We start from the raw sequence: 17,730 nt of genomic DNA on the forward strand, positions 1-17,730 counted from the left end.
GCGTAAGTTCCCGGCGCACAACCAGCGGTTCCGGCACAAGTTGCTTCCTTCCCCGCGCGAGATTCAGTTAAGCTCCCGTCAGGGACGGAGCGACTGTGCAGAGGGCGCAACGCAATTCGCTGAAGCTGTTGCAGTGGATGATGGCGGCATCCCTGGCGCTGCCGGTTGCGCTGTTCATCATCACATCCGCGATCTCCTACACCTCGACCAGGGACATCGCCGACCGGGAGATCGAGCGCACGCTCGACGTCGTGCATGAGCACGCGCTCAAGGTGTTCGAGACCATCGATCGCAGCCTGGCCGAGCTCAACGAGGTCGTGCGCGGCCTTCCCGACGAGGTCATCCGCGCGCGCGAGCCGGCGCTGCACCGCCGCCTGAGGCGGCTGACCGATTCGCTGCCGCAGCTCAAATCGGCATGGATCTTCGACGCGGACGGAAGAGCGCTGGTCAACAGCCTCGCCTCGCCGCCGCCGGAGCTCCGCTTTGTAGACCGCGACTATTTTTACGCTCATGTCGACCAGACCATCGGCAGCTTCATCGGCACGGCCCTGACACCCCGTCCGCCCTATCAGGGCGCGCGCTTCTTCGGGATGAGCCGCCGCCGCGACTCCGACGACGGCAGCTTCATCGGGGTGATCCAGGCCTCCGTCCTGCCCGAATATTTCGAGAGTTTCTATGCGCGGATCGGCTCCGATGCCGGCAGCTTCTTCGCGATGGGACGCGCCGACGGTGTGCTGCTCGCGCAGTTCCCGCGGCTCGAGCGCGACCTTCGGCTCGATCCGACTGGACCGGTCGGCCGGGAAATCGCGGCGCGGCCCGCGCACGGCCTCATCACCGTCGCCTGGCCGTCGGATGGGATTGAGCGCCGCATTGGCTATCGGCGCGTCGCCGAATATCCGATCTATGTCAGCGCCGGGCTCGAGACCTCGGCGATCCGCGCGCGCTGGCTCGCCACCATGGGCCAGCATCTGGTGTTCGGCATTCCCGCCACCGCACTTCTTTTTCTGCTGTTGGCGCTGGCATTGCGGCGCACGCAGCACCTTCAGGCCGAAGCCGCCAAGCGGCGTGAGGCCGAGGAGGCACTCAAGCACAGCCAGCGCCTGGAGGCGCTCGGACAGCTCACCGGCGGCGTCGCGCATGATTTCAACAATCTGCTGACGGTGATCCGCGCCTCGGTCGACCTGTTGAACCGGCCGCAACTGACGGAGGAGCGGCGGCAGCGCTACATCACGGCCATTGCGGACGCGGTGGCCCGCGCGGCCAAGCTGACCTCGCAGCTGCTCGCCTTTGCGCGGCGTCAAACCCTGAAGCCGGAAGTGTTCGACGTCGGCGAGCGGATGCAGGCGCTGCACGACATGCTGGCGCCGCTGCTGGGGCCGGCCATCGAGATCACCATGCGCCTGCCCACCGAGCCCTGCCTCGTCCACGCCGATGCCGGCCAGTTCGAGACGGCGCTGATCAACATGGCGACCAACGCGCGCGATGCCATGCAGGGCAAGGGCAGGATCGTTTTCACGGTCGAGACCGCGACGACCGTTCCGGACACGCTGGCCCATGCCCCAGGCAGCCAGAACTTGGTAAGCCAGAATTTGGGAAGCCAGAGCTTGGCAAACCAGAACCTGGCAAACCGCGGCTTCATCAGCGTGACCGTCAGCGACACCGGCATCGGCATTCCTGCCGCACGACTGGAGCGCATCTTCGAACCGTTCTTCACCACCAAGCAGGTCGGCCATGGCACCGGCCTCGGCCTGTCCCAGGTGTTCGGCTTCGCCCGGCAATCCGGCGGCGAGGTGACGGTTGCGAGCGAGGTCGGTCGCGGCAGCACCTTCTCGCTCTACCTGCCGCGCGTGCCGCCGGATCTGCTGCCGCAGCGGCAGGCGCCGAACACGGCGCCGGCGGTGGCCGGCAGCGGCATGTCGGTGCTGCTGGTCGAGGACAATATCGAGCTGGCCAATTTTGCCGCCGACGGCCTCACCGAGCTCGGCTACAGCATCACGCTGGTCGACAACGCGACCGATGCGCTCGCCGAGCTCGTCATGGACGCGGATCGCTTCGACGTCGTGTTCACGGACGTGGTGATGCCTGGGATGACCGGGCTCGATCTGGCGCAGGCGATCCGCGACCGCGGCATCGACGTGCCGGTCGTGCTGACCACGGGCTACAGCCAGGCCCTGTCGCAAGAGGGCGTGACCGGTTTCGAACTCGTGCAGAAGCCTTATTCGATCGAGGAATTGTCGCGCGTTCTCCACCGGGCGGCCCGCATCCGGCGCGTCCGGGACGGCGCGGCCGAGTGAGGCGCCATCCGGAACCTGAGGGAACCGATTGATTTCCTTCGCGTTGTCCGCTCATGCAAAAGCCGGCCGCGAAGCGCGAACAGGGCCCCAAACCGCCCATCGTCGGGATCAAGGGGGAGAATGGCGACGAGGTCGCCGCGCCACCGCCGGAATTGCTCGAGCCTGACCCGGAGCTAACGCCCGAGGAAGCCGAGCAGGCCCGCAAGGATTATCTGCTGACGCGGTTCTGGATCAGTGCGCGCGGCTTCTGGGGCCGCAACGGCGATCGCCTCGCCTGGCCGTTCTCGCTCGGCCTCGGCGCGCTGATCGTCCTGACCGTCGGCTTCCAGTACGGCATCAATGTCTGGAACCGGGCGATCTTCGACGCGATCGAGAAACGCGATGCGACCGCCGTCTTCCATCTCACCGCTTTGTTCTTCCCGCTTGCGATCGGCAGCATCGTGCTCGGCGTCATCCAGGTGTTCGCGCGCATGGGCATCCAGCGGCGCTGGCGGGCCTGGTTGACTGCGAGCGTGCTGACGCGGTGGCTCAAGAACGGGCGCTATTACCAGCTCAACCTCGTCCGCGGCGACCACGAAAATCCGGAATACCGGATTGCGGAGGATCTGCGCATCGCGACCGATTCGCCGGTCGATTTCCTCGCGGGCGTCACCTCGGCGCTGCTGTCGGCCGCGACCTTCATCGTCGTGCTCTGGACCATCGGCGGCGCGCTCACCGTCACGTTCGGCGGGTCGAGCATCACCATTCCCGGCTTCCTCGTGATCGCCGCGATGCTCTATGCCGCGATCGCGTCCGGCTCGATCCTGGTGATCGGCCGTCAGTTCGTCCAGGTCTCCGAGAACAAGAACCAGGCCGAGGCCGATTTCCGCTATACGCTGACGCGCGTGCGCGAGCACGGCGAGAGCATCGCGCTGCTCGGCGGCGAGGAGGAAGAGCGCGACGGCATCGACCGCAATTTCACGAGCGTGCTCAGGCAATGGGCGCGGCTCGCCGGCCAACACATGCGCACCACGCTGGTGTCGCAGGGATCGAGCCTGGTTGCGCCGGTCGTGCCGCTTTTGCTTTGCGCGCCAAAATTCCTCGACGGCAGCATGACGCTGGGACAAGTGATGCAGGCGGCCTCCGCCTTCACCATCGTGCAGAGCGCGTTCGGCTGGCTGGTCGACAATTATCCGCGGCTCGCCGACTGGAATGCCTGTGCGCGCCGCATCGCCTCGTTGATGATGTCGCTCGACGGCCTCGAACGCGCCGAGCAAGGCGATGGCCTCGGCCGCATCAAGCGCGGCGAGACCCGCAACGACGCCATGCTGGAGCTGAACGACCTCTCGGTCACGCTCGACGACGGCACGGCCGTGGTCGGCGAAACCGAGGTGGTGATCGAGCCCGGCGAACGGCTGCTGGTCGCCGGCGAATCCGGCACCGGCAAGAGCACGCTGGTGCGCGCCATCGCAGGCCTGTGGCCCTGGGGCGGCGGCAGCGTGAATTTCCATCCCGACCGGCGCCTGTTCATGCTGCCGCAGCGGCCCTACGTGCCTTCCGGATCCTTGCGCCGCGCGGTCGCCTATCCGGGCGCCGCCGACCACTGGACCGTGGAGGAGATCGGCGAAGCCTTGCACAAGGTCGGGCTCGATCATCTCAAGGAGAAGATCGAGGAAGAGGGCCCGTGGGACCAGACGCTGTCAGGCGGCGAGAAACAGCGTCTCGCCTTCGCGCGGCTGCTGCTGCACAACCCCGATATCGTCGTGCTGGATGAGGCGACCTCGGCGCTCGACGAGAAGAGCCAGGACAAGATGATGAAGACGGTCACCGACGCGCTACCGAAGGCGACCATCGTCAGCGTCGCGCATCGCGCCGAGCTGGAAGCCTTCCACAGCCGCAAGATCGTGCTGGAGCGCCGCAAGGGCGGCGCCAAGCTCGTCAGCGACATCGAGCTGATCCCGCGCAAGGGCAAGCGCAGGCTGCTCGGCCGCTTCCTGCGGCAGCGCAAGGCACCGAAGAAGGCGGCGTGAGGAAAGCGGTGTAACGCACTCTCTCCGTCGTCCCGGACGAGCGCAGCTCTAGGTAACGCGAAGCGTTGCCTAGAGCTGCGTGCAGATCCGGGACCCATACCCACAGGGAGGAGTTTGGCGACGACTCGGAGTGGGCATCTCGCATTAGACTCCTCCCTGGGGTTATGGGTCCCCGCGTTCGCGGGGACGACCCCGAGATTGTGGCTCGCATCGAGCGTTGGAGTCCCGCGCAAAACCGGCTATGCATGCGCCGCTTGCAACGAGGATCGCCTGCTTGACGACCGACAACGCCCCTTCGTCCGCGCCGTTCGGCGCGTTTGCGCCCAATGCGGCGCAAGCTGCGATCATTCGCCTCGCACAGCAGTCGGGGCTGAAGCGCGGCGCATTCCGACCCTGGATGTCGCGGCTGGTCAACCTGCTGCGCGGCGGCCCGGTCGACGTGCAATATCAGGGCGCATCGTTCCGCTTCTATCACCAGGGCAGCGCGACCGAGCGCGGCGCGCTGTTCAATCCCGATTACAATCTCGACGAGCTCGACTTCCTGCGCCAGCACACCCCGGCGGGCGGCACCTTCGTCGACGTCGGCGCCAATGTCGGCACGTTTGCGCTGGTGATGGCGCAGCAGGTCGGCAGCTCAGGCAAGGTGGTCGCGATCGAGCCACATCCGCTGACGTTTGGACGGCTTTCCTTCAACCACACCGCGTCGAAGACGGCGCAAGTGCGCCTGGTGCAGGCTGCGGCCGGCGACAGCGACGGCGAGCTGATGATCGAGAGCGGCGGCGGCAATCTTGGCGCCACGCACGTCGTCACCGGCACGGCGACCGCCGAGGCCATCAAGGTGCCGTCACTACGGCTGACACGCATTCTCGACGAGGCCGGCGTCCGCCAAGTTGATTCGCTGAAGATCGACGTCGAGGGTTTTGAGGACCGCGTGCTGATCGGCTTCTTCCGCGATGCGCCGCCTGCGCTATGGCCGCGCGCGGTCGTCATCGAGCATCTGTCCCAAAACGAATGGCAGCAGGATTGTATTGCCGACATGGTCGCGCGTGGATTTGCGATCATGCGCAAGACGCGAAGCAATACGTTCCTCTCACGCTGACAAGGACGAAGGAGGTTACGATGATCGACCATCTGGGTTTCTCCGTCTCCGACTATGAGCGCGCCAAGGCGTTCTACGCCAAGGCGCTGGCTCCGCTCGGCTACGGCCTGATCATGGAGGTCACGGCGGAGCAGACCGGCCACGCTGCCGCCGCAGGCTTCGGCGCCAACGGCAAGCCCGATTTCTGGATCGGCGGCGAAGGCGCCATGAACAAGCCGGTGCATGTCGCAATCGCGGCCAGGGACCGCGCGACCGTCGACGCCTTCTACAAGGCGGCCATCGCGGCCGGCGGCCGCGACAACGGCCCGCCCGGCATCCGCCCGCATTACCATGCGAACTACTACGGCGCCTTCGTGCTCGACCCTGACGGCCACAACATCGAGGCCGTCTGCCACGCGCCGGAATAAGGCAGATCCAGCGCGACGCGATCTGGGAACATCGGCGCGGCATCATCGTTGTCCTTCTCCGGACAACTGATCCCGATGATGCCGATGCCGATCGAACCGCCCGAGATTCCACCGGCAACTCCGGGGACTCCAGCCGAACCGCCGCCCGGCATTCCGCCGGGCAATCCGCAGCCTGAAATCACGCCGCCGGTGCGCGAACCCGGCTCGCCACCGCGGCCCGACGAATTGCCGGGCCGCATGCCTGAAGAGATTCCATCGCGCGGGCCGAACGGGCCGCTGACGCCGAATCCTGCGACGGATGCAATTCCGCCGCGGGATCGCGCATGAAGCAGCCGATCACATGTGGGGCAATTGCAACCAGCGTCTGAATGCGCAATGAACGTTGCCGGAGTGACGTGATTTCCGTGCAGAAATAAATCGGGCCGCGACCGCATCGCCCGCCACAATCCGGCCTAACGCGTAGCTGTTCATTCCAACACTTCGTCAAAGAACCTTCCGGGGAAGTTCACCACCATGACCAATCTTCGTTTCGTGCTGCTCGCGACGACGGCTCTGACCGCGATGCAATTCGCAAGCTCCGCATCGCAAGCGCAAAGTGCGCCGCCGCTCGTGGTCGCACAGGCGCAGCCTCAAGATGCAGGCCCTGACGGAAAACCGAAGCAGCCGCCGAAGGGACCCGCGGCTGCGCCGCCTGCTGGGCCCGCGCGCCCGGCCGCTCCGCCGCCCGCCGCTGCACCGCCCCACCCGCCGGCTGCGCCGCCGCCGGCCGCCGCACCGCCGCGTCCCGCCGCGCCGCCACCGCCTCCGCCGCCACCTGCGGCCCGTCCGGCTCCCCCGCCGCCACCACCGCCGCCTGCCGCACCGAAGCAGCCCTCGCCGCCCCCGGCCGCGGCGCCGCAGCAGCACGCCCCGACACCTCCACCTCCGCCGCCTGCGGCACGCCCGGCTCCCACGCCGCCGGCACCGCCGCCTGCTGCAGGTCCGCAGCACGCACCGACGCCGCCGCCTCCCGCAGCACGTCCGGCCCCGACGCCGCCAGCGCCGCCGCCCGCTGCAACGCCTCCGGGCCGCCCCGCTCCGGGCCCCGCGGCGACGCCTTCTCCCGCACCCGCAGCGCCGACGGCGCGACCGGGAGCGCCTGCTCCGACCGCCACACCTGCCCCGACTGCGACACCCGCGCCGACTGCAACGCCGGCTCCGGGCAGCACGCCTGGCGCACCGCCGGCGGGCCGACCCGGCGCACCGCCGCCCGGCGCACGTCCCGGCACGCCTCCGGCTGCAGGATCGCCGGCTCCCGGTGCCGCGCCCGCTCCGACGGCCACGCCGGCTCCCGGCAGCACGCCGACGCCACCGCCCGGACGTCCGGGTGCGGCAACGCCGGGCCCCGGCGCGGCTCCGGCCCCGACTGCGACGCCAACCCCCGGTCAGCAGGGTGCAACGCCGCCCGCAGCCGGAACCCCGCCTGCAGGCCCGCAGGCTGGTGCCCCGCCCCGGCCGCCGGCGCCTCCCGCCGGCGCTGCCGCGCCGACCGTCGTCCCTGGCACACCGGCCGCCGCGCCGCCGCCCGACAGGGCACAATACAGGCCGCCGACGGTCGCGCCCGCCTTCCGGGCCGCGCCGACGGTCGCCGCACCCTTGCCGCCTCCGCCGCGCCCGCAGCAGCGCGACCTGACCCCGCTCGCGATCGGTGCAGGCGTGGTGGCCGGCGCCGTGATCGGCGCCACCATTGCCGACATGCACAGCCAGCGACGCGAGGTCGTCGAAGGCGGCCGCACCGTCTACACCGAGCCGGACCGCATCATCATCCGCGATCCGGGCGGGCAGGCTTACGTCCGCGGCAACGACCTCTATCGCTTCCGCTATGGCGCCCGTGACATCCGCACCGACACCGTCGGCGGTGAAACCCGCACCGTCGTGGTCCGTCCCGACGGCAGCGAGATCATCACCGTGGTCGGTGCGGACGGTTCGCTGCGGCGGCGAATCCGCAGGGACCCCCGCGGGGGCGAGCTCGTCATCATCGACAACACCTACCGCGATCCGCGGGCAGTCGGCGGCTTCTATGTCGACGTGCCGCCGCCGGTCGTGAACATTCCCTACGACCGCTACATCGTCGACGCCCAGGAGGCATCGCCGGACGTGATCTACCAGACCATGGTGGCACCGCCGGTACAGCGGATCGATCGGCGTTACTCGCTCGACGAGATCCGCTACAGCCCCAATGTTCGCATGCAGATGCCGAGCATCGACGTCAACACGATCAACTTCGAGACGGGATCGTGGACCATCCCGCCGGACCAGGCGGCCCGGCTGCAGGTGATCGCCGACGGCCTCAACCAGGCGATTCAGCAGAACCCGCGCGCGGTGTTCCTGATCGAGGGACACACCGACGCGGTCGGCAACGAGGTCGACAATCTGTCATTGTCGGACCGTCGTGCGCAGTCCGCGGCCGAATTGCTGACGCAGCAGTTCAACGTGCCCGCGGAGAACCTGACGTCGCAGGGCTATGGCGAGCAGTATCTGAAGGAGCAGTCGCAAGGGCCGAGCCTGATCAACCGGCGCGTGACCATCCGCAACATCACGCCGCTGCTCAATGGCGGCCAGGCCAACGCGGCGCCTCCGCCGCGGCAGTAAGTCCCTCGCAACGAGAAAATGGCCGGGAGCAATCCCGGCCATTTTTGTTTGGCGCGCGTCTCGCCCTTAATGCGCGGCGGCAAGCCCAAGCGCATCCGCGATGACGCGAAACACTTCCGTATTGTCCATCGAACCCTGCACGCGCTCGCTGCCTGGACCCGTCGCCGTGAGGATGACGTCCTCACCCGAATGCACACTGGCGCCGATCATCGCCGGCAGATTGCCCGGCCGCAGCACGACGCCTGGAACATCCTTGTATCTGTCGTTGGCCTTGAACGTCCCGTCCTCCGCACCCTTCACGGTCGGCTCGTTGGGATTGTCGAGCTTCGGGCGGAACGTCTCGTAATGGTCCGGCAGGCTGGCCGAGAAGATGGCAAGCCGCCGGCTCACGTCGATGCGGGCCGGATAGCCCTCCGCATCCGGCGCCGGATAATTCGGAAACCCGGCCTGATCGTAGACGCCGATGCGCTCGCGCAGCGGCACGTTGGGCGCGGTGCCCATGTCGTCATTCACCGTGCCGACGAGGCTGTTGGGATGATTGTGGTCCGCCAACACCAGGATGAGGGTGTCCTCGCCCCGCGCGCGCGCCCATTCACGGGTCTGGCGCACCGCGTTGTCGAGCATGATCGTGTCGAAGACGGCACGCTCCATGTCGAGCAAATGCGCGTATTTGTCGATCATTCCGGACTCGACCATCAGGAAGAAGCCAGCCTCGTTCTTCGCCAGGATGTTCAGCGCTGCCTGCACCTGCTCGGTCAAGTCAGGTTGCTCGGGAAATTTCTTCACGCCGCCGCCTCTGAGGAATTTGCGATCCAGCGCGCCGTCCATGTTGCCGGCGGCGAACAGGCCGAGCAGCTTGCTGGTCTCCGGCTTTGCGGCAGAAGCGCCGAGCTCGCCCGCGGTGGTCGCCACCTGGTAGCCTGCGTCACGAAACTTCGCGATGTAGTCGGTCTCGTCCTTGCGCTTGGAGCCGGCGGCGGATTTCGGCAGGAAATTCGCGCTACCGCCGCCCATCAGCACATCCGGCTTGGCCGCGAACAACTGCTCGACGATCTCGTCATAGGCCGCGCGCCGGCGCGTGTGCGCGACCATCGCCGCCGGCGTTGCGTCCTCGATCTCGGTGTTGGTGACGACGCCGATCGCCATGCCGAGCCGCCTCCGGGCAAGGCTCGTGATGGTTTCGACCCGGGGATCGTCGAACGGGCTTGCGGTGCGGTCCGCGTAGACGCCGAGGGCGTTGACGGCAGCCTTGTGCCCGGTCGCATAGGCGCTGGCCGAATTCGCGGAGTCCGTGATGATCGAGTCCGAGCCCGCGGTCGCCACCAGTGCCATGTGAGGCATGTCGTCGATAGCGAGCTTGCCGCGGCTCTTGCCCTCCGAGATGCCCTTGGACAGGATTCGGGCCGCGACCCGATGCGCCGGCGACATGCCGTCACCGATGAACAGGATGACGTTCTTCGCCTTGCGCGGACCCGTGTCGTAGACCGTCCATGTGACGCTGCGCTGGCGCGTGCCGTCACTCACATCCACGGCAATGCTGCCCGGCGTGGTCAGCGTGACGTCGCGCAGGATCAGCGCCGACTGTTCCTTGCCGTCCTCGCGGTCGATGAAGGTCGCCGAACGGCCGAACGCGGTCGCGTAATCCGCGCCGTTCACCGTCACCTTCAGCTTGGCGGGATCGACCGGCCCGGGGAATTCGACCTTGAAGTCGAATTGGGCTCCGGCCAGGATCTCGGCACGATCGATCGGATAGATCGTCTGTGCCGACAGTGACGTTGTCCAAAGCAAGACGATGAGAGAGGCGAGTGCCGATCCCTTGACCATGTTCGATGCTCCGCGATGCCCATTCCGGGGGAAACGGGGAGCCTAACGGCCGAGGATGACACCGTCATTATGTCGCGCATCGCCCGATCGGGCGGCAAAAGGCCTCAACCCTTGTCGCTCTCGAGCCGGAAGATCTGCGAGCCTTCGCTGCCCGACAAAAGGCCGGTGTCGCTGTAGAGCTTCAGCTTGGTCCGGGTGTCGGCGATGTCGAGGTTGCGCATGGTCAGCTGGCCGATGCGGTCGGCCGGCGAGAACGCGGCATCCTCGACCTTCTCCATGCTGAGCCTTTCCGGCGCATAGGTGAGGTTCGGGCTCTCGGTGTTGAGGATCGAATAATCGTTGCCGCGGCGCAGCTCCAGCGTCACCTCGCCGGTGACGGCGCGCGCGACCCAGCGCTGCGCGGTCTCGCGCAGCATCAGGGCCTGCGAGTCGAACCAGCGGCCCTGATAAAGCAGCCGGCCGAGGCGCATGCCGCTGATGCGGTACTGCTCGATGGTGTCCTCGTTGTGGATGCCGGTGACGAGGCGCTCATAGGCGATGTGCAAGAGCGCCATGCCCGGCGCTTCATAGATGCCGCGGCTCTTGGCCTCGATGATGCGGTTCTCGATCTGGTCGCTCATACCGAGGCCGTGACGGCCACCGATGACGTTGGCCTCCAGGAACAGCGCGACGGGATCGGCGAAGGTCTGGCCGTTCAGCGCTGTGGGCTGACCTTCTTCAAAGCGCACGACGACCTTCTCGGCCTTGACGGCACAATCGTCGCGCCAGAATGGCACGCCCATGATCGGGTTGACGATCTTGATGCCGCTGTCGAGACTCTCGAGATCCTTGGCCTCGTGCGTGGCGCCGAGCAGATTGCTGTCGGTCGAATACGCCTTCTCGGCGCTCATCTTGTAGGCAAAGCCCTGCGCGGTCATGAACGCCGACATCTCGGCGCGGCCGCCAAGCTCGTCGATGAACTGCTGGTCGAGCCAGGGCTTGTAGATCTTCAGGCCGGGATTGGTGAGCAGGCCGTAGCGGTAGAAGCGCTCGATGTCGTTGCCCTTGAAGGTCGAGCCGTCGCCCCAGATATTGACGCCGTCTTCCTTCATCGCCGCGACCAGCATCGTGCCGGTGACGGCGCGGCCGAGCGGGGTGGTATTGAAATAGGTGATACCGCCGGTCGAGATATGGAAGGCGCCCGACTGGATCGCGGCGATGCCCTCATGGACCAGCTGCGTGCGGCAATCGACGAGCCGGGCCTTCTCGGCACCGAACTCCATCGCCTTGCGCGGGATCTCGTTGTAGTCGGCCTCGTCGGGCTGGCCGAGATTGGCGGTGTAGGCGTAGCAGCGCGCGCCCTTCTGCTTCATCCAGAGCAGCGCCGCAGAGGTGTCGAGGCCGCCCGAAAAAGCGATGCCGACTTTCTCACCCTTGGGCAGGCTTTTCAGGATCGTGGTCATGGCGCTTCCAATCGGGTCTCAAAGGGCTGATGTCATGGACGGGTTGACCGCGCGAATATCAAATTTCGCGGGGCTCGGCACCCATTTAATGGCTTAAACCGAGGGTTCGGGACCGGTCTTGCCGCCGAACAGGCGCCGGCGGAGCCGGTAGGCGGGCATGTTCAGCCGGGTCAGGGCGGCATCGACCGCCTCGTCCGAGAACCGGGTCCGTGGCCAGCGGTAAATCAGCGCGTAGGCAAACCAGATCACGACGAAACTGACGAGACCGGCGATCGCCACATCGGTGAAGAAATGACCGCCAAAGGCCATGCGCAGCCCGCTGGTGACGGCGCCGAACACCACCGCGCCGGCATAGGCGAGCGGGCGCCATGCCGGCGGCGCCAGCGCGGCCGGCGCCAGCGTCCAGAACGCGGTCGCGCCCTCGCCCGAGAAGAACGAGCAGTTGCGCGCGCAGCCGCCGCGCGGATCCCACCACGCCACGAACTGCTGGTCGCCGGCAAACTGCGTCACCACCACCGGGCGCGGGCGGCCCCAATAGGTCTTGAAGGTGAGGTTGGTGAGGATGCCGGCCGACATGATGATCGTGACGAGCAGAAACACGATCGCGCGCCCCGACACCATCAAGGGACGGTCGGGCCGGATCATCTTGACCACGAGCGCCACAAGCGAGGGCAGCACGAAGGCCCAGGCGACCCACATCGCGGCGTCCCGCGCAAAGCCCGCCCAGTCGTTCAGCTTGAGCGGAAAGGTTTTGGTTTGGGGGTCGAAGAACAGCGACGCCAGCTTGAGATCGAGCTCGGGATAGAGGCCGAAAACAACGCCGATCACGAGCCACAGCGCCAGGGCGATGAAGAGTCCAGTCCGGTTCATGGCGGGCGGTTTAGCGGAGAGGGGCGGAGATGGAAACCCCAACCGGCGGTGCCGATCCTCCCCTGGAGGGGGAGGATCGATCGCGCGAAGCGCGAGCGAGGTGGGGTGAAGCCACACAAATGGTCTCTCGTCCGTCCGCAAACACCAGTCCTCGACACCGCCGATGCGGATAGTCTGTCACCCCACCCCGGATCGCATCTGCGATGCGATCCTACCCTCCCCCTCCAGGGGAGGGTGTCAGAGAGCATCATCTTGCATCCGGCCTTGAATTCGACGGCAGCGGCGGAGGCGGTCGGCGCGGGGGTGGCGGGATGCGCCAGGCGCCGGCATTGCGGCCGGCGATCAGCCAGTAGACCACGCCGGCGACGATGCCCGCGCCGGTCATGATCTCCAGATGGCGCCGCACGATGCCTTCGAACTGAAACGTGTCGGAGTGAAAGGGAACGAGGCCGAGATAGCAGGCAAGTCCGACGAGGCCGCCGCCGACGGCATAAGCGAGCGCGCTGCGGATGTAGAGGGCTTCGGTGATCGCAACGATCACTGCCGCCGGCACCAGCGCAAAGCCGGAGACGAAGATGAAGCCGAAGCCGAGCAAAATGTCGATCGCGCCCTGATCGACGGGGCCGGCGCCGAGATCGGCGAACTCCGGAAACAGCAGCGCGACGACCACGATCATGCCGCCGACGAAACAGGCGGCGAGGAAGCCGATGAAGATGACGATGAGGCGGCCGATCAGGGACATGCGGAGGAAGTCACCGTAGTCGTCATTGCGAGCGCAGCGACTTGTCCGCCGAAGCTTGGCGAAGGCGGAAGCAATCCAGAGATACGTCTGCAGACACAGTCTGGATTGCTTCGTCGCTACGCTCCTCGCAATGACGAGGATGCGAGAGCGCGGTCATGACAACCTAATCCGTCATTGCCATGGCGCGCAGTGCCTGCCGTTCGCGTGCGCTGAGCTTCTCGGTCTCCGACTTGAGCTGGCCGCAGGCGGCGAGGATGTCGCGGCCGCGCGGGGTGCGCACCGGCGAGGAATAGCCGGCGTTGAAGATATATTCGGAGAATTTTTCGATCTGGTCCCAGTCCGAACATTCATAGGCGGTTCCGGGCCAGGGATTGAACGGGATCAGGTTGATCTTGGCGTGAATGCCCTTGAGCATCTTCACCAGCAGTTTTGCATCGTCGAGCGAATCGTTGACGCCCTTGAGCATCACATATTCGAAGGTGATGCGGCGCGCGTTGGAGGCGCCGGGATAATCGCGGCAGGCCTGCAGCAGCTCCTTGATCGGATATTTGCGGTTGAGCGGCACCAGCTCGTTGCGCAGCTCGTCGCGCACCGCATGCAGCGAGATCGCGAGCATGACGCCGATCTCCTCGCCGGCGCGCACGATGTTCGGCACCACGCCCGAGGTCGACAGCGTGATGCGTCGGCGGGAGATGCCGATGCCTTCATTGTCGCCGACGATCAGCAGCGCATCGCGCACCGCGTCGAAATTATAGAGCGGCTCGCCCATCCCCATCATCACGATGTTGGTGACGCGGCGTGTGCCGTCCTCGCGATCGGCCCAATCGTTCAGGCGATCCCGCGCCACCATGATCTGTCCGACGATCTCGCCGGCGGTGAGATTGCGCACCAGGCGCTGCGTGCCGGTGTGGCAGAACGAGCAGTTCAGCGTGCAGCCGACCTGCGAGGAGACGCACAGCGTGCCGCGATCGGTCTCGGGAATGTAGACGCATTCGACTTCATGAGCGCGCTCGACATTGTCGCCGCTCGGCAGACGCAGCAGCCATTTGCGGGTGCCGTCGTTGGAGATCTGCTCGGCCACGACTTCGGGCCGGTCGACCGTAAAGTGCTGCGCGAGCTCGGCGCGAATGCCCTTCGAGATCGAGGTCATGTCGTCGAAGCTCTGGGCGCCGCGAAAATAGAGCCAGTGCCAGAGCTGCTGCACGCGCATCCTGCGCTGCGCCGGTGCGACGCCGATCTCGCCGAGGCGATCGGCAAGCTCCGTGCGCGACAGACCGATCAGCGAAGGCCTCGCCGGCGGCACATAGGTCTCGAGTGGCGTCTTCTCCACCAGGATTGCGTTATGCGGCTCGGTCGTCGGTTGCATTGAATGGACCTAAAGGTTTTGCGGCGTTTCGGAATGGTCCGAAGGGATCGCAAAGCGACCCTGAGGACCAGACCTCAGGTGAGCAACTGCGCACCGGGGAAGCTCGAGATTCCGGGTTCGATGCTGCGCATCGCCCCGGAATGACGGAAGAAATCTGGAACCGGCCTTATATAGCAACCGGAACAGCCGATTGCGACCGTGTCGCTTAGCCTTAAAGGACTAAGCCTTACCGCCGGCAGTCCTGCGCGATCTTGTCGAGCGCCTGGGCGAGGCCCTTCAGCGAGAACGTGTCGGTCGTCTCGGTGCCCTTGGCCGAGACCCCCTTGACGACCAGCTCGGCGGATTTGCGCATGGCTTCGACCATCCGCTCCTCCTCGGCCGCGTTCTTGATCCAGAGGCCGTCGCCCTGCGTGTACATGGCGAAGGCGGCGCCGCCGACCTCGACCGACGATTCCGAGCCTGGCTTCAGCGCGTAACCGATCATGACCGAAACTTCGTTGTTCACCTTCTCGGCCGGACGGGTCGAGACGAAGGCATAAGCGGGATCGCGCGGCCGATTCGGCGGATTGGTCTTCGACGACGAGGGTTTTGCCAGCGCGAAGCAGACCTTCTTGCCGTTGGGCGTCGCCGAATAAGCGCCCCAGGTGCCGAACTGGCCGATCAGGGTCGGCTCCGCGCCACCCGCAACCGCTGCGGGCGGGGCCGCAGGCTTGCTCTCGGGCTTTGCCGCGCTCTTTGCGGCCGTATTGGCCGCCGGAGCCGCCGACTTCGGTGCGGCCTTCGGCGCCGGTTGCGTCGTCTGCGCCCGCGCAAGATCGGCGATCCCGCACGTCATCATGCCGATCATCAAAGCTAAAGATAGCACCCGCCACATGGTGGAGTGGTTCCCTCAATATTGTGACTGGAAGATGGCCCGGCCGCGCTTTGTCCCCCGGCAGGGATAACCGGGAAAGTCCAATTTGGGAAGGCAGTTAGCGGTATCAGCGGCGCCTTAAGCTTTGGACCGCGCGGCGCGCTGGTCAGCCCATTGCGTCTCGGTCCAACGTAACAAATCCTCGGCGCCGGAACTGCGCAAATGCGCGCCACCGTCGATGACGACCATCTCGCCATTGATGTAGGCGGCGCGGTCCGAGACCAGGAAGCTGGCGAGATCGGCAAGCTCGCCGTGCTCTCCGGTCCGGCCAAGCGGATTGCGCGCGGTCCAGCCTTCGTCACGGCCTTCGGGGCGGAGCTGCCCCGACGCGCCCGCGGTCGGGAACGGACCAGGGGCGATGGCGACGGTGCGGATGCCTTTCGGGCCCCATTCCACGGCGAGACTTCTGGTCATCGCCAGCAGCGCCGATTTCGCCATCGCCGAGGGCACGGTGAAGGCGCGGCCGGTGATGGTCGAGGTCGAGAGGATCGAGAGCACGACGCCGCCATGCTGGTCCTCGATCCAGCGCCTGCCTACGGCCAGCGTGCAGTACATCGCGCCATGCAACGTCGGCGCCAGGATCGCATCGGCAGCGCGGAACGACAGATGCTCGCTCTGTGCGATGAACGTCGCAGCGGCGTTGTTGACGAGGATGTCGAGCGGCGCCTCGCGCCAGATCTGCTCCATCATGCTGTCGACGGCCGCGCCGTCGCGGATGTCGCAGGCGATCGTCGTGACCTTGCCACCTGTCTCCTCGCGCATCTCGCTCGCGGTTGCTTCCAGCCGGTCGAGCTTGCGGCCGCAGATCACGAGCTCGGCGCCGAGTGCTAGGAAACGGCGCCCCATCGCGGCGCCGAGGCCCGAGCCGCCGCCGGTGACGAGGATGCGCTTGTCCCTCAGCAGGCCTGTTTCAAACATCGTTTGAATCCTCCCTTTTCTTCTTGCTCCGTCATTGCGAGCGCAGCGAAGCAATCCAGAATCCGTCCGGCGGAAATAGTCTGGATTGCTTGCTGCGCTCGGATGACGAGGATAGGCCCTCGCGCCGCCCGAGACAAAGAATCCGGATTGTCCGGCCGCAGTAAATCCGGCAGAAACGGCCAAACTATTATTCCACCCAAAACGCCCAAGGTGCCGCCATGAAAGCCATCCTCTGCTCGCAATATTGCCAGCCTGACGATCTCGTACTGGCTGAGGTGCCGGATCCGGTGGCAGGTCCCGGTGAAGCGGTGATCGCGATCAAGGCGGCGGCGCTGAACTTCTTCGACATCCTGATGATTCAGGGCAAGTATCAGATCAAGCCGCCGTTCCCGTTCTCGCCAGCCGCCGAAGTCGCGGGCGTGATCGAAAGCATCGGCTCCGGCGTGACCGATCTGAAAGTCGGCGATCGCGTCGTCGCTTCCTGCGGCCACAACGGCGCGCGCGAGAAGATCGCGCTGCCGGCGGCGTCGATCGTGAAGATCCCCGACAATCTCGACTACGACCGCGCGGCCGGCATCATCATCATCTACGGCACGGCGCTGCATGCGTTGGAAGATCGCGCCAGCCCGAAGCCGGGCGAGACGCTCGCGGTGTTAGGTGCGGCCGGCGGCACCGGCCTTGCCGCCTGCGAGCTCGGCAAGCTGATGGGATTGAAGGTGATCGCCTGCGCTTCGTCGGACGAAAAGCTCGAATTCGCGAAGGCGCACGGCGCCGAGCTGACGCTGAACTACGCCAAGGAAGACCTCAAGGAAGGTTTGCGAAAACTCACGGGTGGCAAGGGCGTCGACATCATCTTCGATCCGGTTGGTGGTGCCTATGCCGAGCAGGCGCTGCGCTCAATCGCCTGGGAAGGCCGCTTCCTCGTGATCGGTTTCGCCGCGGGCGACATTCCGAAGATGCCGCTGAACCTCGCGCTGCTGAAAGGCTGCGACATCCGCGGCGTGTTCTGGGGCGCCTGGACGCGGCAGAACCCGGAGAAGAACCGCGCCAATCTCGAGAAGCTCGTGAAGTGGACGGCGGAAGGAAAAATCTCGTCGCATGTCGATCGCACCTTCCCGCTGGCGCAGACAGCAGATGCACTGAAGGTGCTCGCGGGACGTCAGGCCATGGGCAAGGTGATTTTGCATCCGTGAGGATGTAGGCGTCGCCATCGCC

The 17,730-nt window shown here is 66.3% G+C and carries 14 protein-coding genes; 7 read left to right on the forward strand and 7 right to left on the reverse strand.

The features are described 5' to 3' along the window. The first annotated feature begins 95 nt into the window (after positions 1–95). The 6 genes from A3AS_RS0117825 (at position 96) to A3AS_RS45105 (ending at position 8,440) form a co-directional block, all read left to right on the forward strand. Positions 96–2,294, forward strand: coding sequence for a hybrid sensor histidine kinase/response regulator (locus A3AS_RS0117825; protein WP_018318932.1), 2,199 nt, complete (start codon positions 96–98; stop codon positions 2,292–2,294). A 53-nt stretch (positions 2,295–2,347) separates the two neighbouring features. Next, the gene (locus tag A3AS_RS0117830) at positions 2,348–4,303 is read left to right on the forward strand and encodes an ABC transporter ATP-binding protein/permease (RefSeq protein ID WP_018318933.1); all 1,956 of its coding nucleotides are present in this window, start codon (positions 2,348–2,350) and stop codon (positions 4,301–4,303) included. Positions 4,304–4,577: 274 nt separating this feature from the next. Then, a complete protein-coding gene (locus tag A3AS_RS0117835) occupies positions 4,578–5,402 on the forward strand; it encodes an FkbM family methyltransferase (protein WP_026202098.1) in 825 nt (274 codons plus the stop codon). Between the two features lie 20 nt (positions 5,403–5,422). Continuing rightward, entirely contained in the window at positions 5,423–5,809 is a 387-nt protein-coding gene (locus tag A3AS_RS0117840; RefSeq protein ID WP_018318935.1) for a VOC family protein, read from the forward strand. An 84-nt stretch (positions 5,810–5,893) separates the two neighbouring features. Further along, positions 5,894–6,136, forward strand: a complete 243-nt coding sequence (locus A3AS_RS0117845) for a hypothetical protein (protein ID WP_026202099.1) — start codon at positions 5,894–5,896, stop codon at positions 6,134–6,136. A gap of 186 nt (positions 6,137–6,322) precedes the next feature. Next, positions 6,323–8,440, forward strand: coding sequence for an OmpA family protein (locus tag A3AS_RS45105; RefSeq protein ID WP_018318937.1), 2,118 nt, complete (start codon positions 6,323–6,325; stop codon positions 8,438–8,440). Between the two features lie 66 nt (positions 8,441–8,506). On the opposite strand, the gene A3AS_RS0117855 is transcribed toward A3AS_RS45105, so the two are convergent. The 7 genes from A3AS_RS0117855 to A3AS_RS0117885 form a co-directional block, all read right to left on the reverse strand. Further along, positions 8,507–10,264 carry an alkaline phosphatase gene (locus tag A3AS_RS0117855; RefSeq protein WP_018318938.1) on the reverse strand — a complete coding sequence of 586 codons (1,758 nt, stop codon included), beginning with the start codon at positions 10,262–10,264 and terminating at the stop codon, positions 8,507–8,509. Positions 10,265–10,368: 104 nt separating this feature from the next. After that, a complete protein-coding gene (gene argG / locus A3AS_RS0117860; RefSeq protein WP_018318939.1) occupies positions 10,369–11,706 on the reverse strand; it encodes an argininosuccinate synthase in 1,338 nt (445 codons plus the stop codon). A 93-nt stretch (positions 11,707–11,799) separates the two neighbouring features. Next, positions 11,800–12,576 (reverse strand): phosphatase PAP2 family protein, encoded by a 777-nt coding sequence (locus tag A3AS_RS0117865; RefSeq protein WP_018318940.1) that lies wholly within the window; start codon positions 12,574–12,576, stop codon positions 11,800–11,802. 247 nt (positions 12,577–12,823) lie between these two features. After that, positions 12,824–13,318 carry a hypothetical protein gene (locus A3AS_RS0117870; RefSeq protein WP_018318941.1) on the reverse strand — a complete coding sequence of 165 codons (495 nt, stop codon included), beginning with the start codon at positions 13,316–13,318 and terminating at the stop codon, positions 12,824–12,826. Positions 13,319–13,481: 163 nt separating this feature from the next. Next, the gene (gene rlmN, locus A3AS_RS0117875) at positions 13,482–14,684 is read right to left on the reverse strand and encodes a 23S rRNA (adenine(2503)-C(2))-methyltransferase RlmN (RefSeq protein WP_018318942.1); all 1,203 of its coding nucleotides are present in this window, start codon (positions 14,682–14,684) and stop codon (positions 13,482–13,484) included. A gap of 226 nt (positions 14,685–14,910) precedes the next feature. Then, positions 14,911–15,558: an invasion associated locus B family protein gene (locus A3AS_RS0117880; protein ID WP_018318943.1), complete on the reverse strand. Its 648-nt coding sequence runs from the start codon at positions 15,556–15,558 to the stop codon at positions 14,911–14,913. A 117-nt stretch (positions 15,559–15,675) separates the two neighbouring features. Continuing rightward, complete coding sequence (locus A3AS_RS0117885) at positions 15,676–16,515, reverse strand: SDR family oxidoreductase (RefSeq protein WP_018318944.1); 840 nt, start codon at positions 16,513–16,515, stop codon at positions 15,676–15,678. 218 nt (positions 16,516–16,733) lie between these two features. On the opposite strand from A3AS_RS0117885, the gene A3AS_RS0117890 reads away from it, so the two are divergent. Further along, complete coding sequence (locus tag A3AS_RS0117890; RefSeq protein WP_018318945.1) at positions 16,734–17,708, forward strand: NADPH:quinone oxidoreductase family protein; 975 nt, start codon at positions 16,734–16,736, stop codon at positions 17,706–17,708. Positions 17,709–17,730: the final 22 nt, after the last annotated feature.

The sequence above is a fragment of the Bradyrhizobium sp. WSM2793 genome (assembly GCF_000379585.1).
Taxonomy (GTDB): Bacteria; Pseudomonadota; Alphaproteobacteria; order Rhizobiales; family Xanthobacteraceae; genus Bradyrhizobium.